The organism is Streptomyces sp. NPDC001373 (genome assembly GCF_042895815.1).
Taxonomy (GTDB): Bacteria; Actinomycetota; Actinomycetes; order Streptomycetales; family Streptomycetaceae; genus Streptomyces.
The window spans coordinates 98,719-117,059 of the sequence record NZ_JBIAWQ010000017.1; the positions used below are offsets into that span (position 1 = coordinate 98,719).

The 18,341-nt window shown below is 71.1% G+C and carries 12 protein-coding genes and 1 pseudogene; 10 read left to right on the plus strand and 3 right to left on the minus strand.

All coding sequences use genetic code 11. The features are described from left to right. The first annotated feature begins 172 nt into the window (after nt 1–172). Together ACFY15_RS29315 and ptsP are read left to right on the plus strand one after the other, a co-directional pair. Nucleotides 173–445 carry an HPr family phosphocarrier protein gene (locus tag ACFY15_RS29315; protein WP_389237153.1) on the plus strand — a complete coding sequence of 91 codons (273 nt, stop codon included), beginning with the start codon at nt 173–175 and terminating at the stop codon, nt 443–445. Further along, nucleotides 442–2,103: a phosphoenolpyruvate--protein phosphotransferase gene (gene ptsP / locus ACFY15_RS29320; RefSeq protein ID WP_390826369.1), complete on the plus strand. Its 1,662-nt coding sequence runs from the start codon at nt 442–444 to the stop codon at nt 2,101–2,103. The genes ACFY15_RS29315 and ptsP overlap by 4 nt, the downstream gene beginning before the upstream one ends. A gap of 200 nt (nt 2,104–2,303) precedes the next feature. On the opposite strand, the gene ACFY15_RS29325 is transcribed toward ptsP, so the two are convergent. Further along, the gene (locus ACFY15_RS29325; RefSeq protein WP_390826370.1) at nt 2,304–3,443 is read right to left on the minus strand and encodes a PucR family transcriptional regulator; all 1,140 of its coding nucleotides are present in this window, start codon (nt 3,441–3,443) and stop codon (nt 2,304–2,306) included. A gap of 87 nt (nt 3,444–3,530) precedes the next feature. Here ACFY15_RS29325 and ACFY15_RS29330 point away from each other — a divergent pair, with 87 nt between their 5' ends. The 5 genes and pseudogenes from ACFY15_RS29330 to ACFY15_RS29350 form a co-directional block, all read left to right on the plus strand. Beyond that, a complete protein-coding gene (locus tag ACFY15_RS29330; RefSeq protein WP_390826371.1) occupies nt 3,531–4,586 on the plus strand; it encodes a ferredoxin reductase in 1,056 nt (351 codons plus the stop codon). A gap of 7 nt (nt 4,587–4,593) precedes the next feature. Next, the gene (locus ACFY15_RS29335; RefSeq protein WP_390826372.1) at nt 4,594–5,712 is read left to right on the plus strand and encodes a fatty acid desaturase family protein; all 1,119 of its coding nucleotides are present in this window, start codon (nt 4,594–4,596) and stop codon (nt 5,710–5,712) included. A 733-nt stretch (nt 5,713–6,445) separates the two neighbouring features. Then, nucleotides 6,446–7,273: a sigma 54 modulation/S30EA ribosomal C-terminal domain-containing protein gene (locus ACFY15_RS29340; protein WP_390690666.1), complete on the plus strand. Its 828-nt coding sequence runs from the start codon at nt 6,446–6,448 to the stop codon at nt 7,271–7,273. Nucleotides 7,274–7,470: 197 nt separating this feature from the next. Beyond that, nucleotides 7,471–8,799, plus strand: coding sequence for a phosphoribosyltransferase family protein (locus ACFY15_RS29345; protein ID WP_390826373.1), 1,329 nt, complete (start codon nt 7,471–7,473; stop codon nt 8,797–8,799). Nucleotides 8,800–9,067: 268 nt separating this feature from the next. After that, nucleotides 9,068–9,265: pseudogene (locus tag ACFY15_RS29350) on the plus strand (ATP-binding protein); the annotation flags it as partial. A 216-nt stretch (nt 9,266–9,481) separates the two neighbouring features. Here the strand turns inward: ACFY15_RS29350 and ACFY15_RS29355 are convergent. Both ACFY15_RS29355 and ACFY15_RS29360 read right to left on the minus strand, forming a co-directional pair. Next, a complete protein-coding gene (locus ACFY15_RS29355; protein ID WP_390826374.1) occupies nt 9,482–11,608 on the minus strand; it encodes an NPCBM/NEW2 domain-containing protein in 2,127 nt (708 codons plus the stop codon). 180 nt (nt 11,609–11,788) lie between these two features. Beyond that, nucleotides 11,789–13,867: an alpha-galactosidase gene (locus tag ACFY15_RS29360; protein ID WP_390690664.1), complete on the minus strand. Its 2,079-nt coding sequence runs from the start codon at nt 13,865–13,867 to the stop codon at nt 11,789–11,791. A 662-nt stretch (nt 13,868–14,529) separates the two neighbouring features. On the opposite strand from ACFY15_RS29360, the gene ACFY15_RS29365 reads away from it, so the two are divergent. From ACFY15_RS29365 to ACFY15_RS29375, 3 genes are all read left to right on the plus strand, one after another. After that, entirely contained in the window at nt 14,530–15,570 is a 1,041-nt protein-coding gene (locus ACFY15_RS29365; RefSeq protein ID WP_390690663.1) for a substrate-binding domain-containing protein, read from the plus strand. 76 nt (nt 15,571–15,646) lie between these two features. Beyond that, on the plus strand, nt 15,647–17,221 hold the full coding sequence (locus ACFY15_RS29370) for a sugar ABC transporter ATP-binding protein (RefSeq protein ID WP_390826375.1): 1,575 nt from the start codon (nt 15,647–15,649) through the stop codon (nt 17,219–17,221). Continuing rightward, nucleotides 17,218–18,252, plus strand: a complete 1,035-nt coding sequence (locus tag ACFY15_RS29375; RefSeq protein ID WP_390690661.1) for an ABC transporter permease — start codon at nt 17,218–17,220, stop codon at nt 18,250–18,252. The genes ACFY15_RS29370 and ACFY15_RS29375 overlap by 4 nt, the downstream gene beginning before the upstream one ends. The last annotated feature ends 89 nt before the right edge of the window (nt 18,253–18,341 follow it).

Consider the following 18,341-nt stretch of genomic DNA (forward strand, 5'->3'; position numbering starts at 1 on the left):
ACCAATCGAAACAACACCCTGACGGGCTTGAAACCACGGCCGCCCGGGCCTCCGCCACCGCCCCCGTACCGCGGAGACCGGCTTCCGATCACCCTGGCCCACTCCCCGGCCGACCCGGATCCCACCCGGGTCGGCGCTCGTCTCCTCCGCTCATCTCCTCCAAGGACCTCCCATGCACTCGATCCAGGTCACCGTCGGCTCCCGGAGCGGCCTGCACGCCCGCCCGGCCTCGCTGTTCGTCCAGGCCGCCGCCCGCCAGCCGGTCAAGGTCACCGTCGGCCGCCCGGGCCAGACCCCGGTCGACGCCCGCAGCCTGCTCTCCGTCCTCGCCCTCGCCGCCGGCTGCGGCGAGGCCCTGGAGCTCACCGCGACCGGCGACCAGGCCCAGGACTCGCTGAAGGCGCTCGCCGACCTGCTCGCCTCCGACCTCGACGCAGCGGCATGAGCGATCCGATCCGCGGGATCGGCGTCGGCCCGGGCAGCGCGGCGGGCCCGGTCGCCCGGATGGCGTCCGTACCCGCGCTGCCCGCCCCGAGGCCCGTCGCCGACCCCGCCGCCGAGGCCGCGGCGGTCCGCTCCGCCCTCGCTGCGGTCGTCACCGATCTGGACGAGCGAGCCGCCCGCGTGCGCGGCCCCGGTTCCGACGTGCTCGCCGCGCAGGCCATGATGGCCGCCGATCCGGTCCTTGCCGACGCGGCGGCCGGCCTGGCCGAACATGGCACCGACGGCGCCCATGCGCTCGCCACCGCCTTCGACGGATTCCGCACCGCGCTGGCCGCCGCCGGAGGTCATTTCGCGGAACGCGTCGCCGACCTGGACGACCTGCGCGACCGCGCGGTGGCGCACCTGCTGGGCCTGCCCGTGCCCGGTCTGCCCGACCCGGGGCACCCGTACGTCCTGGTCGCCGAGGACCTGGCGCCCGCCGACACGGCGCTGCTCGACCCCGCCCGGGTGCTGGCCCTGGTCACCGTCCGCGGCGGGCCGACCAGTCACACGGCCATCCTCGCCAAGGCACTCGGCGTCCCCGCCGTGGTCGGCTGCGCCGGCGCCATGGACCTCCAGGACGGCCGACAGGTCCTGGTGCACGGCGCGGACGGCGTGGTCGAGCCCGACCCGAGCCCGGAGTCGCTCGGGCGGGCCGCCGAACGGGAGCGCCGTCGCCGCGAGCTGACGGCCCGGGTCCAGGGGCCGGGCCGGACGGCGGACGGCCATCCGGTCGCACTCCTCGTCAACCTCGGAGCGCCGCACGAGCTGGCCGCCGCGGCCGCGGCCGACGCCGAGGGCGTGGGCCTGTTCCGCACCGAGTTCCTCTTCCTGGACCGCGCCGAGGCGCCGGGCCTCGCCGAACAGGCCGCCGCCTACCGGCAGGTCTTCGCGGCTTTCGCCGGCCGCCGGGTTGTCGTCCGCACACTCGACGCGGGGGCGGACAAACCGCTGCTCTTCGCCACGGCCGCCGATGAGGAGAACCCGGCCCTCGGCGTCCGCGGCCTGCGGACGGCCGCCCGTGACCCCCAGCTGTTGGAGACCCAGCTCGCCGCGATCGCCGAGGCCGCCGGGGACGGCGCCGCGCAGGTCTGGGTGATGGCCCCGATGGTGTCGGTCCCGTCCGAGGCCGCCGAGTTCGCCGCCCGGGTCCGCGCGCACGGCCTGCCGCTGGCCGGCGCCATGATCGAGGTCCCGGCGGCCGCCCTGCGGACCGGCCGGCTGGCGCAGGTGTGCGACTTCTTCAGCATCGGTACCAACGACCTGGCCCAGTACACCTTCGCGGCCGACCGCACGCTCGGCTCCCTCGCCGAGTTCCTCGACCCGTGGCAGCCGGCCCTGCTCACGCTGGTCGCCTCCGCCGCTCGGTCCGCAGCCGAGCACGGCCGTCCGATCGGCGTGTGCGGTGAGGCGGCCGCCGACCCGATGCTCGCCCTGGTGCTGGTCGGCCTCGGCATCACCAGTCTGTCGGCCGCGCCCGCCTCGCTCCCCGAGGTGCGGGCGGCGCTGGCCGCCCACACCCTCGCGGAGTGCCGCGAACTCGCCGAGTCGGCCCTGCACGCCGATGACGCCGCCGATGCCCGCGGCAGGGTCCGGTCGAGGGTCGCGGGAGGCGGATGAGAAGAGGGGCGACCGACGCGGCTCCCCGCGGCGGCAGCGCCCCCAGTCGGCGCCCGGAGCAGGCGGCGCACCTACGGGGCCGGGCCGGGCTCTTTCGGCGAGTACGAGACGAGGGGAGTCCTCGTCCGCGCCCGGGCGGGGACGGGGGAGATGCCAGACGTTCCGGGAGTGATCGGCACGGGACCGGCTGTCAGAACACGTCAGCCCACCCGGAGACCGACCGCCAGCGTCAGTTCGAGGACCCGGTCTGGCGAGGCGAGATCCGGAAACAGCTCCCGCAGCTGCGACATCCGGTACCGGACGGTCTGGGGGTGGACGAACAGTGCCGCCGCCACCTCGTCCCGCCTGCCCTGGTGCAGCAGCCACGCCCGCAACGTCTCCTCGAGCCGCCGCGAGGTCGCCGCCGGCAAGGCCCGCAACGGTGCGAGGGCTCGGGCACGCAGGTCGGCGAACGCGTCCGCGTCGGCGCTCAGTACCAGCTCGGGCAGGTGGTCCTCGGTGTCGCGGATGTCGGAGGAGAGGGAGCGCGCGCGTACGGCTCGTGCGTACGAGGCGGACGCACGCGTCCACGGCCGGGCCGGGCCGACCACGGCGGTGCGGTCGGGCAGCTGCCTCAGCAGGTGTGCCCGGTCGGCATCGGGGACGAGCAGCACGCCGGAGGCGTCCGGCAGATCGTCGAGGACAAGGGTGCCCGGGTCGAGCGCGCGGTAGGCCGGCCGGGCCTGGGCGGCCGGCAGCAGGACCGCGGTCAGCGAAACCGGCGGCTGCCACCCGGCCCGCCCCGCAGCCGCGAGGAGCACGTCCGGGTTCGCGCCGGCGAGGAGGTCGCGGGCCAGTTGTTCCAGGTGGCGCTCGTGGGCCCGGCCCCGCGCGGCCAGTTCGTCGGCGTGGCCCGCGGCACTCGCGGCGGAGAGTTCGTCGATGTAGGCGAAGGTCAGCTCGGCGAACTTGGCGACCTGGGCGGCGGGCAGACCTGCGGGTACGGCACCCGCGGCCAGGCCTCGCCAGGCCACGCGGGCGCCGACCCGGTAGGCGCTGAGCAGGGCGTCCATCGAACGGCCGTCGCGGACCTCGCCGCGGCCCAGCTCGTAGGCCGCCTCGCGGGCGTCGCCGCCCGTGGCGCTCCCGCTCGCGAGGTCGAGGTAGAGGCCCAGGGCGGTGCGGACGGCCCGGCGGATGGTGGCGCCCATGCTGCCCGAAAGGGCGTTGGCGTAGGGCGGGACCTCGTCGATGATCGCCTGGACGACCTCGTCGGCAGTGGTGCTCAGCGCGGCCCGAAGCGCGGTGACCGTCGTCTCATCCAGGACCAGTTCGCCGGCCCTCCGGACTGCCTGGCTCACGTTCTTGTTCCCTGCGAACAACTCATCCGATCAAATTCACGTCCTGCGAACAGGACTTTACTCCCTGAAGTATATCAAGCTGGGGTCATGACGAGTGCAGCCCTCCGCAGTGGGGCGTGGAAACTGCTGGAGATGGTCACGACGCCGCTGCTGCCGTCGGACTACCTCGACCTGGTCAGCCCGCTGCGTGCGGGCGCCGACCTGCGGGGGCGCATCGAGGCCGTGCACCCCGAGACGGGTGACGCCGCGACCGTCGTGATCAGGCCGGGACGGGGCTGGCGCGGCCACACAGCCGGTCAGTACGTGCGGATCGGGGTCGACGTCGACGGGGTGCGCCTGTGGCGTGCCTACTCGCTCACCTCGCCGACGAACCGCCGGGACGGCAGGATCACGATCACCGTGAAGGCGATCCCGGACGGCAAGGTCAGCAACCACCTGGTCCGCAGGGCGCAACCGGGCACGCTGATCCAGCTCGACCAGGCGACCGGTGACTTCGTGCTGCCGGAGGCCAAGCCCGCCAAGGTGCTCTTCCTGACGGCCGGCAGCGGCATCACGCCGGTGATGGGCATGCTGCGCGACACCGAGTTCGACGACGTCGTCATGGTCCACTCCGCACCGCAGCCGCACGACGTGATCTTCCGCAACGACCTGCACGACCTGGTCGCGGCCGAGAAGCTGCGTCTCACCGAGCTGCACACCGACACGGAAGGCATGCTCGACATCGCGCGTCTGGGCGAACTCGTCCCCGACTGGGCCGAGCGCGAGACCTGGGCGTGCGGGCCGGCGGGCCTGCTCGACGCCGCCGAGGACCACTGGACCGAGCACGGCGTCCCGGAGCGTCTGCACACCGAACGCTTCCGCCCCGGCGTCGTCGTCACCGGCGACGGTGGCGAGGTCACGTTCGGCACCGCCGACAAGACCGTCGACGCGGACGGCGCCACGCCGTTGCTGGACGTCGGCGAGGAGGCCGGCGTGCTCATGCCGTCCGGGTGCCGCATGGGCATCTGCTTCGGCTGCGTCACGCCGCTCACGGCGGGCGCCGTCCGCGACCTGCGCACCGGCGAGGTCACCGAGGCCGGGCCGGGCGTCCTCATCCAGACCTGCGTGTCCGCCGCTGCGGGCCCTTGCGAAATCGAACGGTAGGACCACCTTGACCGCCATCGACCCCACCGCCCACCTGACCGCGGAGCAGATCGAGGAGCTCGGCCGCGAGCTGGACGCGATCCGCGACGAGGTGATCGCCGGCCGCGGCGAGAAGGACGCCGCCTACATCCGCAAGGTCATCTCGGCACAGCGCAAGCTCGAGCTGGCCAGCAGGGGCGTCCTGCTGTTCTCGATCTTCCCGCCCGCATGGCTGATCGGCACCGCCGGCCTGTCCGTCGCGAAGATCATGGAGAACATGGAGATCGGCCACAACGTCCTGCACGGCCAGTGGGACTGGATGCGGGACCCGAAGGTCCACTCCACCACCTGGGACTGGGACCACGTCTCGCCGGCCGAGCAGTGGAAGCACTCGCACAACGAGCTGCACCACACGTACACCAACGTGATCGGCAAGGACAACGACCTCGGCTACGGCATCATGCGCGTCGACGAGGACCAGAAGTGGCACCCGTTCCACCTCGGCCAGCCGCTGTGGAACTTCATCAACGCCTGCTTCTTCGAGTACGGCATCGCCGCCTACGACCTGGAACTCGGCAAGAACCTGCACAAGCGCCGCCGCAAGAACCCGGAGTTCCGCGCGCGGGCCAGGGCCGTGGGCCGCAAGATCCGCAAGCAGGTGCTCAAGGACTACGTCATCCACCCGCTCCTTTCGGGCCCGTCGTTCCTCACCACGCTCGCCGCCACGTTCACCGCGAACCTGGTCCGCAACATCTGGTCCCACTCGGTGATCATGTGCGGGCACTTCCCCGAGGGCGTGCAGGTCTTCGAGCGCCGGTCGATCGAGGGCGAGACGCGCGGCCAGTGGTACCTGCGCCAGATGATGGGCTCGGCGAACATCAGCGGCAGCAGGGCCATGCACTTCATGACCGGCAACCTGTCGCACCAGATCGAGCACCACCTGTTCCCGGACCTGCCGAGCAACCGGTACGCCGAGGTCGCGGTGAAGGTGCGCGCCCTGTTCGAGAAGTACGAGCTGGAGTACGTCACCGGGCCGCTGCCCAAGCAGGTGTTCTCCGCATGGCGCAAGATCTTCCGGCTCTCGCTGCCGAACAGGAAGCCCAAGGTCACAACGCCGGACCGCGAGCAGGAGCTCGTCGCGGCCTGATTCCCGGTTCTGGTTCAGGTCTTTCGGCCGTACCGGCGGCACCGCCGGTTTGTGCGGCATCCCGCGAGGTCCTGGTGCCGCTACCGGAAGACCGTCTGCTGCCTTGTCCTGGACCGGGCAAGGTCCGGGCCATACGCGGACGAGGCACCATCAGCCCTCGCCCGGAGTGATCGGCACGCCCCTCTGCCGGGTCAGGCCCGTCGGCCGGCTCGGCACGGCTGAAGGGCCGCGGTGCCGCCATGGTTCATGGGTCGCACTCGTATCGGCGGTCGGCAGTCCAGCGTCACGGCGGACGGGTTGAACCTCTCCGTCGACGGCGGGAGCGGCTTCCAGAGGCGTGTCACGCTGCTTCCGACCGGGGACTCTTCGCATCCGTGCGGGCGGACGGGGTGACACCCCCGCCCGCCCGCCGTCGCAACGTGATGCTGCGCGTCGCCGTCGCCACGATCCGGTCGGCGGACCTCTCAGCCCCCGGGAAGGGCCGTTCGGCCCCTGCGAGTCCCGCGGATCGAAGGAAGACTGGTTGACGAGTGAGAGATGGTGGCTGGAGCCGAGCTCCAGGGCCCGGGGCGTCGAGGGGATCCGTGTACGACGGGTCGCCGGCCCCCGCACACGGGATGAAAGTCCCCAGGGCGAGCAGCCCCGACGGCCCGACCGGTTGACGAACACCTGCTCGACCAGGAGACGCAGGGCGGGTCGGCCACGCGAACTCCTCCTCGCAGCGGAGGTCATCATGAAGCGAACGGCACCACAACCTCTCGTGGACGTGCAGGTGGACACCCGGGGTGAGGTATCCGCCGACGACGCCGCCTACGCCCGGGACAAGGTGCAGGCCGTGTCCGGCCAGGCGCCGGGCCCCGTGCTCTTCGCCCGGGTGAAGCTGACCCGGTACGCGAATCCGGCGATGGAGCGGCCCGTGACGGCCCAGGCGAATGTGGACGTCAACGGCAAGCCCGCCCGCGCGCACGTGGCGGGCGTCAACGCCACGGAGGCGGCCGATCTTCTCCGGGACCGGCTCGAAGGCGTGCTGGCCCGGATGGCGGAGCACTGGGAGGCCAGGCGCGGCCGGACTCATCCGCCGGGCGCCGCCCACCCGTGGCGGCACGGTGACGAGCCCACCCACCGCCCCGACTACTTCCCGCGCCCGACCGAGGAACGGGAGGTCGTCCGGCACAAGGCGTACGCACTGACCTTCGAATCACCCGACGAGGCGGCCGACGACCTGGAGAGGCTGGACTACGGCTTCCAGCTGTTCACCGACGCCGCATCGGGCGAGGACAGCGTGCTGTACCGCTCGGATCCGGCGGGATACCGGCTGGCGCAGGTGCATCCACGACCCGACCTGATCGGACCGGTGGCGGTGCCGCTGACCGTCAGCCCGGCCGCCGCACCGCGCATGACGATCGCTGAGGCGAAGGAGCGCCTGGATGTCACCGGCTGGCCGTTCGTCTTCTTCGCCGACGCCGACACCGGCCGCGGGAACGTCCTCTATCACCGCTATGACGGCCACTACGGCCTCATCACCCCCACTGCCCGCGAGTCGTCGACCACAGCGGCCTGAACCGGACGCGAGCCGCCGTGCCATCCGGTCCCGGGCGCCGTGACCCCGGCTCGGCCCGCCGCCCGGGCACCCGTACCGCTCTCGGGCGGCGGCGGCTCACAACGGTGTCCGCGCGCGGCCGTTCCCCGCTGGGGCGAGCATGGAAGTACGGGGCATCGTGTTGCTCGCCGTGTCCTCGGGGACCGGGAGGTCGGATCGTGTTCTTCATGGATCGTCGTGAGGCCGGCCGGCAGCTGGCCGACCGGCTGGGACATCTCAAGGGAGCCGAGGTGGTGGTGCTGGGTCTGCCCCGTGGCGGGGTCCCGGTCGCCGCGGAGGTCGCCGACGCGCTGCGCGCGCCGCTCGATGTCTGCCTGGTGCGGAAACTGGGCGTGCCCTTCCAGCCGGAACTGGGCATGGGAGCGATCGGCGAGGGCGGCGTGCGCGTGATCAACGATGACGTGGTGCGCGCAGCTCATGCCACCGCCGATGAGCTGGCCCAGGTCGAGGCACGCGAGCGAGAGGTGCTGGAGAGCCGGGCCCGACGCTACCGGGGCGGGCGGGCTCCGATCGCTCTTCAGGGCCGTACGGCGCTGGTGGTCGACGATGGGGTGGCCACAGGGTCGACGGCGCGTGCGGCCTGCCAGATCGCCCGCGCCCGTGGGGCCGCACGGATCGTGCTGGCGGTCCCCGTGGCACCGCATGACTGGACGGCGCGGCTGGGAAGGGACGCGGACGAGTTCGTATGCCTGCACACTCCGCGGAACTTCTATGCGATCGGACAGTTCTACGCCGACTTCTCCCAGACCGACGACGACGAGGTCGTCGCCTGTCTGGAGGAGGCGATCGCCCGCCCGTTGAGCACCCGCCGGACCCAGTCGCGTCCCGCCGTGCCCGGGGACCGGGAGGCGGATGTGCGGGCCGGTGCGCTGGCGCTGCGCGGGCAGTTGACGGTGCCCGCGTGCGCGAGCGGCATCGTCGTGTTCGCGCATGGCAGCGGCAGCAGTCGTCACAGCCCGCGCAACCGGTTCGTCGCGGCCGGACTCAACCGCGCCGGGCTGGGCACGTTGCTGTTCGACCTGCTCACCGAGGAGGAAGAGGCCAACCGGGCCAACGTCTTCGACACCGGGTTGCTCGCCCGGCGTCTGACGGACGCCACCGGCTGGCTGCGCGGACAACCCGAGGCCGACGGGCGCGCCGTCGGGTACTTCGGTGCCAGCACAGGTGCGGCCGCCGCGTTGTGGGCGGCCGCCGAGCCCGGCGCGCGGATAGCGGCGGTCGTCTCCCGGGGCGGCAGGCCCGACCTGGCCGGGCCACGGCTCCCGGCGGTGACGGCGCCGACGCTGCTGATCGTCGGGGGCCACGACCCGTTGGTGCTCGACCTCAACCGGGAAGCACAAGCCCGGCTGCGTTGTGAGAGCAGGCTCGAGGTCGTGCCCGGCGCGACCCACCTCTTCGAGGAGCCCGGTGCCCTGGAGAAGGTCACCGATCTGGCACGCGGCTGGTTCGCCGGCCACATGGCCCCGGCCTCCCACAGGGCGGCCTGATGCTCCGGGGCCGAACGCCCGCGAGCCGTCGCAGGGAGTCCACGACAGCTTTCGGCGTCAACTGCGTGTCCGGCTGGACGGTCAGCGCCCACGGCCCGGCCGATGTCATCGCCGACCCCGACGAGGCCGCCCACTGCCGGCGCACCCTGCCCGGCTGGGCTCACGGACCTCATGACATACCGCTACGCTTGCACCCGCAGCAGGTGCCCGGGTTCCGCCCGGCCCGCACCGTGAACGGGGCGGGCCGGTGAGCGTCCAGGTCGAGGCGATGCCCCACCGGCACGTGTTGGACCTGCCGGCCATGGGGGCCGCCGTCCGCATCGCCCGCGAGACCACCGAACTCGTCCTCGCCGAATGCGGGGTGGGCCTTCGCCACCCGAGCGTCGGCCGGGCGCTGCTGATCCTGGCCGAACTGGTCACCAGCGCCGCCCGCCACGCCGCCGTGGCCTCCCCGATCATCACGGTCACCTAATCCGCGCCGCAGGCTGGGCGGCGCAGGCCCGCTCCGTCACTCTGCTCAAGAACGCGGACGACCTGCTGCCCATGAACGGGCGCCCGCGACCGGGTCGACGACGGGCCGGGCACGATGACGGAGGCGGTGACGGCCGCTGCGCGCGTCAGCGGGTGTGCGGTGTCGGACGGGTCGTTCCGGCACCGCACCGTGCCGGTGACTGCGAGGGTGTCAGCAGGTCAGGACAGGCCCGGCCCAGTCGGCGTGGTCGCTGTTGTTGCCGTCGCCGCCGTCGGTGACGACCAGGCGCAGCTCATCGGCGCCGCTGAGGTCGGCGGTGAGGTGCTTGACGCCGGAAGCCGCGTTGACGAGGCCGCTGTCGGCGACCTGGGTGCCGTCTTTCCAGATCTGGAAGGTGACCGTGCCCCGGCCCTGGGCCTCGGCGTCGACTCCCACGTCGGTGCTGAGCGAGGTGCAGTCGCCGCCGAGGTAGTAGACGATCTCGCTGGACGCGTTGGTGCCCAGGCCCTTGGGGTAGGTGGCGGTACCGATGGTGAGGGTGGTGCCGTCGCCGGAACCGTTGTCGCCGTTGCTCATGTCCTTCTCGACCTGGCCCCAGCCGTTGCTCGCGGAGGACCAGGAGATGTCGGAGAGCTGGTGCGCGCCGGCTGCCGGGCCGTCACCGCAGGCGATCTTCGGGTCTGCCCAGTCGGCGTGGTCCCAGCTGGTGCCGTCGCCGGCGTCGGTGACGACCAGGCGCAGCCGGGCCGCGCCGGTGAGGTCGGCGGCGAGCCGTTTGGCGGGGTCTTTGCCGGTGAGCGGGCCACTGTCGGCGACCAGGGTGTCGTCCTTCCAGATCTGGAAGACGGCGGAGCCGTTGCCGTACGCCTCGTCGTCGATGCCGACGCTGGTGACCAGGTTCTTGCAGGTGCCGCCGAGGGTGAAGGCGAGCTCGCTGGGGGCGTGCGTGCCGAGGCCCTTGGCGTAGGTGGTGCCGCGGATGCTGAGGGTGTGTCCGTCACCGGCGGCGTGGTCGCCGTTGCTGTAGTCGCGCTCGACGGGGCCCCAGCCGCTGGACTGGGTGAGGAACGGCAGGTCGCTGAGGTTGCTCATGCCGCCGGGCGGCGGCACGGGTGTGCTCGGGGTGACCCGGAACATCGCGGTGCCGTGCCGCGGGACGGTCGCGCTGATGGTGCCGGTGCTCGTGGTGGTGGTCTTCGCCCAGAGGTCCTTGACCGTGTACGACGGCGCGCCGGCGATGCCGAGTGCCTGGACGGTGGTGGTGATGGTGGTGCGGTTGGAGCCCTCGTTGGTGAGGGTGACCGCGCGGCCGCCGTCGGCGAGCGGCTTGCTCATCACGACCAGGCCGTTTTCGCTGGAGACGACCGCGCCCTGCTTGCCCAGCGGGTCCTGGTCGACAGCGATGACGTCGGCGTTGGTGAGGATGTCGAAGGTCTCCTGCTGGGCGGTGCGCAGGTCGGCGCCGATCAGCAGAGGGGCGGACATCTCGGCCCACAGGCTGAAGTGGGTGCGGTACTCGGCGCCGGTCATGCCGCCGTTGCCGACCTCCAGCATGTCCGGGTCGTTGAACGCCCCGGCCTTGGCGTAGGCCGACAGCCCCTGGTTGGCGTGCGCGATGGAGATCATGCTCTGCCAGGTGTCGCTGATGTCGCCCGTGGTGCGCCAGGAGTTGCCGACGGGTTGTGCCCAGTTCCACGGGCCACTGCTGCCCCATTCGCAGATGCTGTAGAGGATCGGGCGGCCGGTCTTCTTCAGCGCGTCGCCCATCGCCTTGTAGCGGGTCTGCGCGTCGACTCCCTGGTTGTTGCAGTTGTCGTACTTGAGGTAGTCGACGCCCCAGGAGGCCCACAGGTTCGCGTCCTGCTGCTCGTGGCCGAGGCCGCCGGGGAAGCCCTGGACGTCGCAGGTGCGGGTGCCGGCGCTGGAGTAGATGCCGAACTTCAGGCCCTTGGAGTGGACGTAGTCGGCGAGCGCCTTGATGCCGTGCGGGAAGCGCACGGGGTCGGGGACCAGGTTGCCGGAGGCGTCGCGGGCGGGCAGCGCCCAGCAGTCGTCCAGGTTGACGTACTGGTAGCCGGCCGCCTTCAGGCCCTTGGCCACGAACAGGTCGGCCATGCCCTTGACCAGGTCTTCGTTGAACTGGCTGCCGCAGTGCGTGGTGTTCCAGTTGTTGAAGCCCATCTGCGGGGTCAGACCGAGGCCGTTGTCCAGCGCCAGCGCCGGTGGCGCGACGGCCACTTGGACACCGACGGCGAGGGCACCGCCACTGCCGAGCAGAGTGAGGGACAGGAGTGCCGCGGAGACGCGGCGGGACAGTTTCTCTCTTGCGGACTGCAAGGTTCCTCCCAGGGAAACGAAACAAGCGGGACTCGGCATACGGGGAGAGTGGATCGAGGAGGAGCCGCCGGGCACACCGCCGACGCTGTACCTCGGGGTGCGGGTCGAGCGGCCCCTCGGTGGGGGCGCGGGGGCGGAGATCGGCGCCGCCCGCGCTGCTTCGGGCTGTGGGGTGCCGTGTCAGGACATCAGGGTCCAGGACTGGCCCGCGGCCTCCGGGTTGGGCTGGGTGAGGACGACGGGGGAGGTCGGCGCCGACCGCGGGGCGTCCAGCGCGAGGCCGGTGGCCACGTTGGTGATGGTCAGTGCGCCGGTGGCGGTGTTCTGGACCACGCGCCACTTCTGGTACGGGCTGTCGGGGTCGTAACCGTTGAGGACCCGGGCAGGGTCGCCGCCCGGAGCCGGTCCGGTCAGCGTGCCGTGGACCTGGGTGCCGGTGTAGCAGTCGTCGGTGATGTGCACCGTGCCGTCGGGGTTCGGGTCGAACTTCCACCGCTCCGAGGTGTGCCAGTCCCACCAGGTGTTGATGTCGGTGAGTGAACCGTCGGGGGCGCTGCAGGTGCCCTGGACCTCCAGGACCTGACCGTCCGTGCCGCCGGCGCTGATCCCGTGGTACCTGCCGTCACCGATCACGGCCGCCGGGACGGTGGTCGGCAGCGGCTTGAGCCGGTACATGACCACACCGTGCGGGGGCACCGAGGCGCTGATCGTCCCGGTGACGTTCCCCGTGGCACCGGACCACAGCTCCTTGGAGCTGTAGCCGGGGCCGGTCAGGCCAAGTGCGCTCAGACTGGTCGAGACGGTCTGGGCGTTGTTCGGGTCCTGGTTGACGAGCAGGACGGCGGTGTCGCCGCCCGCGAGTTGCCGTCGGAGGATGACGGGGGCGGTGCTGCTGCTCGGCGGGCCGCCGACCAGGGTGGCGGGCTTGGCGAGGCTGTCCTGGTCGACGGCGATGACATCGGCGTTCTTGTAGACCGCCAGGGCGGAGTCGCTGATGCCGGTGGACCAGGTGCGACCGTCCTGTGTGTGCTGGGAGTTGGCGGCGCTGCGCAGGTCCGCGCCGGAGATGAGCGGAGAGGCCATCATGGCCAGGATCGACATCTCGCTGCGCGACTCGGTGTCGGTCATGGGTTTGTGGCAGGTGCAGGTGTCGGTGTCGCCGTACACGCCATAGGGGTTCAGCCAGCCAGCGAACATCATGTCCATGTCATTCCAGCTTCCCGGCCGGACGTTGCCCGGGTACTCCAGGGCGGTCCGCAGCTGGCCGTTGTAGAGCACGCCCTCCAGGTCGGGGCCGCGGTCGCCGCCGATCCTGCACAGGTTCGCGACCTGGCCGCACCACACACCCGTCGGCGCGTATCCGGGCGCCTGGCCGGCGGGCGTACCCGCCGCCACGATGACCGGGTCGGTGCGGGCCGGGTCGTCCGACGCCAGAAGGTAGGGGACACCGGTGTGGACCGGCTGCGCCGAGACGCTGAGGGCCACGCGCGGGCGCCCCTGGCCGGCGGAGGCGGCGTCGAGAGCGCGCCGGAAATCCTGGGCGCGGGCGTAGATGGACCGGGTCAGCTCCCTGCCCTGCCCCTGGGTCCAGTAGTTGTGGCCGTCGGGGCCGATGATCTGCGGACCGTAGGGGCAGTCGTCGTATTTGACGTAGTCCACCCCCCATGCCACGAAGTCGGCGGCATCGGTGTTCTCGTGCCCCAGACTGCCGGGCCGGCCCTGGCAGGTGGTGTAGGTGGTGGTGGCGTAGAGGCCGAACTTCATGCCCTTGTCATGCGCGTACCGGGACAGGTACTCGATGCCGTTGACGGTACGTCCGTTGACGGTCTTGGACGGGAAGCGGGCCGGGTCCGGCATCAGGTGACCGGTCGTCAGGTCGAAGCCCGTCCCGTCGGTTCCGCTCGTGGGATCGCGGTTGGCGTCGTAGAGCTGCATCGCGCCGTAGGAGTTCTTGGCGAAATCCGCGGTCTGACCGTCACGGTGGCCGAGTGACCAGCCGTCGTCGATGGTGACCGTGTCGTAGCCGGCGGCGACCAGACCTCTCGACGACATGAAGTCGATCGTCTGGACGACCTGCTCCTGGGTCACACCGGTGCCCAGCGTGTTCCAGGAGTTCCACCCCATTGGCGGAGTGGGGGCGAGTCCGTTGTCGAGCGCTGCCGCCGGGGCGGACCCGGCGACGGCCGCGGTGAGACCGGACGCCGCGAGCGACAGCGCCGCGAAGGTGTGAAGCAGGGCGCGTGGCATGGATGGACGCATGGAGGCGCTCCAGGTGCGCGAGTGAGGAACGGGGAAGGTGTGTTGAGTTCTGTTGAATCCATCTCCAGAGGTCGACGGCTGGAGGAATCTTCAAACAGAAAGCAACGCATGGTAGGCAGACGAAGCGACCTCGCTCAAGCCCCCCGCACGTCCCGTCTTCGCGCTATCTGGTGCACAGCAAGCATTATGACGGACCGTCAAGAAGGTCAGCGGGGTGCGGCCCCCCCGACGGCCGGCCATCACCCCTGATCCTCAATTCCACCCACGCAGTGGGGCATCCAGGCCTCCTCATGCGAGAGAGAGGGCTGGCCCGCAGCTCCATCCGTGCCCCAAGGTGGCAATCAAACCGTCGGTAATCAGCGCAAAAACCCTCATCGGGACCCTGGGGGAACGTTCCATCTCGTTAACTCGCTTGACTTAGCAGTGCAATAGCACTGTGATATGTCACACCGCGTTCGAGAGTGTTTGTTTCTGGTGGTTTGACGGGCCCCGGAGACCGGCACGGTGGAGTCGGGCCACCGTCTCGACCGCGGGATTGAGGTCGCCCCGTGCTCTCGCGGCGGCCGATCGTCCAGCAGGGTCCCGATCGCCTTCTTCTCTCACTTCGAATCGACACCCGTGCCGGGGCCGCGCCGCGGTTCCGGCACAAAGGAGCGACCTTGATGTTCCGAACCACCAACACCCGTACAGCCGCGGGCATCCTGCTCGTCCTGGGGCTGACGACCGCGGCGTGCTCGTCCGGCCAGGAGTCCTCATCGGGCGCGCCCTCCGTCGCACCGGCGAGTGGGAAGATCTCGATCACCTATCTGCAGAAGCAGGGCGACCAGGAGTACTTCGTCGGCGAGGCCGCCGGTGCCAAGGCCAAGGCCGCCGAACTCGGCATCGACCTCAAGGTCGTGAACCTCGGCAACGACGCCAACAAGACGATCAGCGAGATGCAGGCCGCGATCGCCCAGAAGGCCAACGGCGTGATCATCGTGGTCCCCGACCCGGCAGTCGGCCCGCAGGTCGTCCAGACCGCCAAGGACGCCAAGATCGCCCTGCTCACCTCGGACGACCAGGTGTGCGCCACCGGTCCCGCCCCGGCCGACTGCGGCAAGAGCGACCTCGTCCCCCGCATCGGTTTCAGCGGCGCCCAGATGGGTGGCGAAGTCGGCAAGCGCGCCGCCGAGGAGTACAAGAAGGCCGGCTGGAGTGCGGCCGACACCCGGATCGTCTCAGCCTGGAAGCAGGACGTGACGGTCTGTGGAGAGCGCGTCAAGGCCGCCAAGTCCGCCTTCGACTCGGCCGTCCCCGGAGTCCGGAACATAGACGTGCCCACCGACAACACCCCGACCGGCGCCCAGGACAAGGTCGCCGCCACTATCACCGCCAACGCCGGCGTCAAGCACTGGGTGGTGTGGGGCTGCAACGACGAGAACGTGCAGGGCGGCGTCACCGCACTGCAGAACGCCGGCGTCAGCGCCGACGACGTGATCGGCGTCGGCCTCGGCGCCTACCTCGCCTGCAAGGACTGGAGCGGCACCCAGCCGTCCGGGATGAAGGCCGCTCTGTTCATCAACGGCAAGGATGTCGGCGCGCTCGCCGTCCAGACGATGTACGACAAGCTCAAGATAGGCAAGGACATGCCCGCCGAGGCATTCGCCCCCACCACCATGGTCGACGCCGCCAGTTGGAAGTCCGCCGGTGTCATCTGCGGCTGACCCCTCTCCTCGGCGGCCGTCCGGTGGAGCCGGCGGCCGCCCCACTCCTTCGTCCCGCGCGCGAGGTGGGCCAGCAATGAGCAGAGCACACCGCTCGACCCCGTCCCCCCGGCCGCCCGCACCCGGGTCCTCCACGACCGGTGCGCGGGTCGAGGGCATCACCAAGCGGTTCGGGACGGTCCAGGCGCTCAGCGATGTGACCGTCGAGTTCCCCAGCGGGAAGGTCACCGCCCTCATGGGCGAGAACGGGGCCGGCAAGTCGACGCTGCTGAGGATCCTCACGGGTGACCACCGACCCACCGAAGGTCACGTACTTCTCGACGGGCAGCGTGTCGACCCCCGCTCTCCCGCCGAGGCCAGGGCCGTCGGCATCCGGATCATCCCGCAGGAGCCCGAGATCATCCCGCACGTCTCGGTCGCCGAGAACATCTACGCCGGATCCCTGCCCCGGGCCGCCGGTCGGCGCCTGGACCGGACCGAACTCCGGCGTCGCGTCACCGAGGACCTGGAGCGGCTGGGTTTCACGGACGTCCTCACCCCTGACCTCCTCGGATCCCAGCTGACCCCTGCCCAACGTCAACTGGTCGAGATCATGAGGGCTCTGACCGGCGAGGCCAGGGTGATCGCCTTCGACGAGCCCACCTCCTCGCTCTCCGAGCACGAGGTCGACCGCCTCTTCGCGCTCATCGAACGCCTGCGTGACCAGGGCATCGCGATCGTCTACGTCTCCCACCGGATGCAGGAGATCTTCCGGCTCGCCGACCGCATCGCGGTCCTGCGCGACGGCACCCTGGTCACGGTGGAACAGGCGAACCGGATCAGCGAGGACGCCCTCGTGCGCGTGATGGTCGGACGCGACCTGTCCACGATGTTCACCCGGCACACCGTCGCCACCGACCGCACGGTCCTGGACGTACGGAACGTCACCACCGATCACGTCCGCGGCGTCGACCTGCGCGTACGCGCAGGCGAGGTCGTCGGCCTCGCCGGCCTGATCGGCGCGGGGCGCTCGGAGCTCGCGCTCGCCCTCGCCGGCGACCTGCCCATCCGCGGCGGCAGCGTCACCCTCGAAGGTCGCCCCCTGCCCTCCGGCAACCCCGGCGCGGTGATCCGCGCCGGGCTCGTACTCGCCCCCGAGGAACGCAAGGCGCAGGCGCTGTTCCTGCACCGCTCGATCCGGGACAACACCTCGATCGCCGTGCTGGAACGCCTCCGGCGCTTCCGCTTCGTACGACGGGGCGCGGAACACGCTCTCGTGCAGGAGTACACCACCCGTCTGCGGGTGCGTACGCCGTCCATCGAGCACGAGGTCCGCAAGCTCTCAGGCGGCAATCAGCAGAAGGTGGTCCTGGCCCGCTGGCTCGCCCGCCGGCCGAAGGTACTGATCCTCGACGAACCCACCCGTGGCATCGACGTCGGCGCGAAGGCGGAGATCTACCAGATCATCGCCGGTCTCGCCGAAGAAGGCGTCGCCGTCCTCGTGATCTCTTCGGAGCTGCCCGAGATCCTCGGCCTGTCCGACCGGATCGTCGTCATGCAGAACGGCCGCGTCACCGGTGAGCTGGGCCGCGAGGACGCCACCGAGGAGGCGGTCCTACAACTCGCCATGGCCGACGACATCAGCACAACCGCCTCAGGAGCAACCTCATGACCACCACCGCCCACCCGCCGGCCGTCTCGGACGCCGAGGGCCGGAACCCACCCCGCAAGGGGATTCCCGTGCTCGACGCCATCGGCGGGCAGAACCTCAGCCTGATCGGTGCCCTCGTCGTGGTGCTGGCCGTCTTCGGGATCCTCAACCCGAACTACCTCAGCCTCACCAACATGCAGGTGATCGCCGAGGCCGCCACCATCACCGGACTGCTCGCCGTCGTCCAGACCGTGGTCATCATCTGCGGCGGCCTGGACATCTCGGTCGGCTCCCAGGCAGGCGTCGCCTCCGTCGTCAGCGCCATGGTGTTCACCAGCACCGGGAGCGGCGCCGTCACCGGTATTGCCGCGGCGGCGGGCGTCGGCCTGCTGATCGGCGTCCTGAACGGAGCGGTCATCGTCTACGGCCGGGTGAATCCCACCATCGCCACCCTTGCCGGGCTCGCCGCCTACAAGGGCCTCGCCCAACTCCTGTCCGACGGCCGGGCACAGGGCTACGTCCTCAACAACACCACCTTCGTCTTCCTCGGCCGAGGCAAGATCGCCGGGCTGCCGGTGATGGTCTGGATCCTCGTCGTGGTCGCCGTCGCGGTGCACGTCCTCCTCCGGCACACCGACATCGGCCGCAACATCTACGCCATCGGTGGCAACGACACCGCCGCCCGTCTCGCCGGTATCAGCATCAACAAGTACCTCGTCGCCGTTTACGGCCTGATCGGCGTCGTCGCCGCCGTCGCCGGTGTCCTGCTGACCGCCCGCACCGGCTCCGGACAGCCCACCTCCGGCAGTGAGGGCCTTGAGCTCAAGGCCATCACCGCCGCCGCACTCGGCGGCTGCGCGCTCAAGGGCGGCAAGGGCGGAGTCGGCGGAACCCTGCTCGCCGTCGCCCTGCTCGGCTGCCTGGAGAACGGCCTCACCGTCCAGGGCATCAACTCCTTCTGGCAGAACGTCGCCCAGGGCGCGCTCCTGGTCGCCGCCGTCGTCGTCCAGCAACGCCGCAGCGGCGAACGGGCGGTCGGCCTGCCGGGCTGACGTGCCTCGCGAGACCGACGGCCCTGATCCGTGGCCGGTCGAAGAGGTGACGGCAGCACGACTGCCGCCGTTGCCTCCCCGTCTCCACC

What these genes read in the sequence shown, in the direction of transcription:
- ACFY15_RS29360 (WP_390690664.1), bottom strand. Translation starts at nt 13,867, where the DNA reads ATGCGTCCATCCATGCCACGCGCCCTGCTTCACACCTTCGCGGCGCTG.
- ptsP (WP_390826369.1), top strand. Translation starts at nt 442, where the DNA reads ATGAGCGATCCGATCCGCGGGATCGGCGTCGGCCCGGGCAGCGCGGCG.
- ACFY15_RS29315 (WP_389237153.1), top strand. Translation starts at nt 173, where the DNA reads ATGCACTCGATCCAGGTCACCGTCGGCTCCCGGAGCGGCCTGCACGCC.
- ACFY15_RS29365 (WP_390690663.1), top strand. Translation starts at nt 14,530, where the DNA reads ATGTTCCGAACCACCAACACCCGTACAGCCGCGGGCATCCTGCTCGTC.
- ACFY15_RS29340 (WP_390690666.1), top strand. Translation starts at nt 6,446, where the DNA reads ATGAAGCGAACGGCACCACAACCTCTCGTGGACGTGCAGGTGGACACC.
- ACFY15_RS29370 (WP_390826375.1), top strand. Translation starts at nt 15,647, where the DNA reads ATGAGCAGAGCACACCGCTCGACCCCGTCCCCCCGGCCGCCCGCACCC.
- ACFY15_RS29330 (WP_390826371.1), top strand. Translation starts at nt 3,531, where the DNA reads ATGACGAGTGCAGCCCTCCGCAGTGGGGCGTGGAAACTGCTGGAGATG.
- ACFY15_RS29375 (WP_390690661.1), top strand. Translation starts at nt 17,218, where the DNA reads ATGACCACCACCGCCCACCCGCCGGCCGTCTCGGACGCCGAGGGCCGG.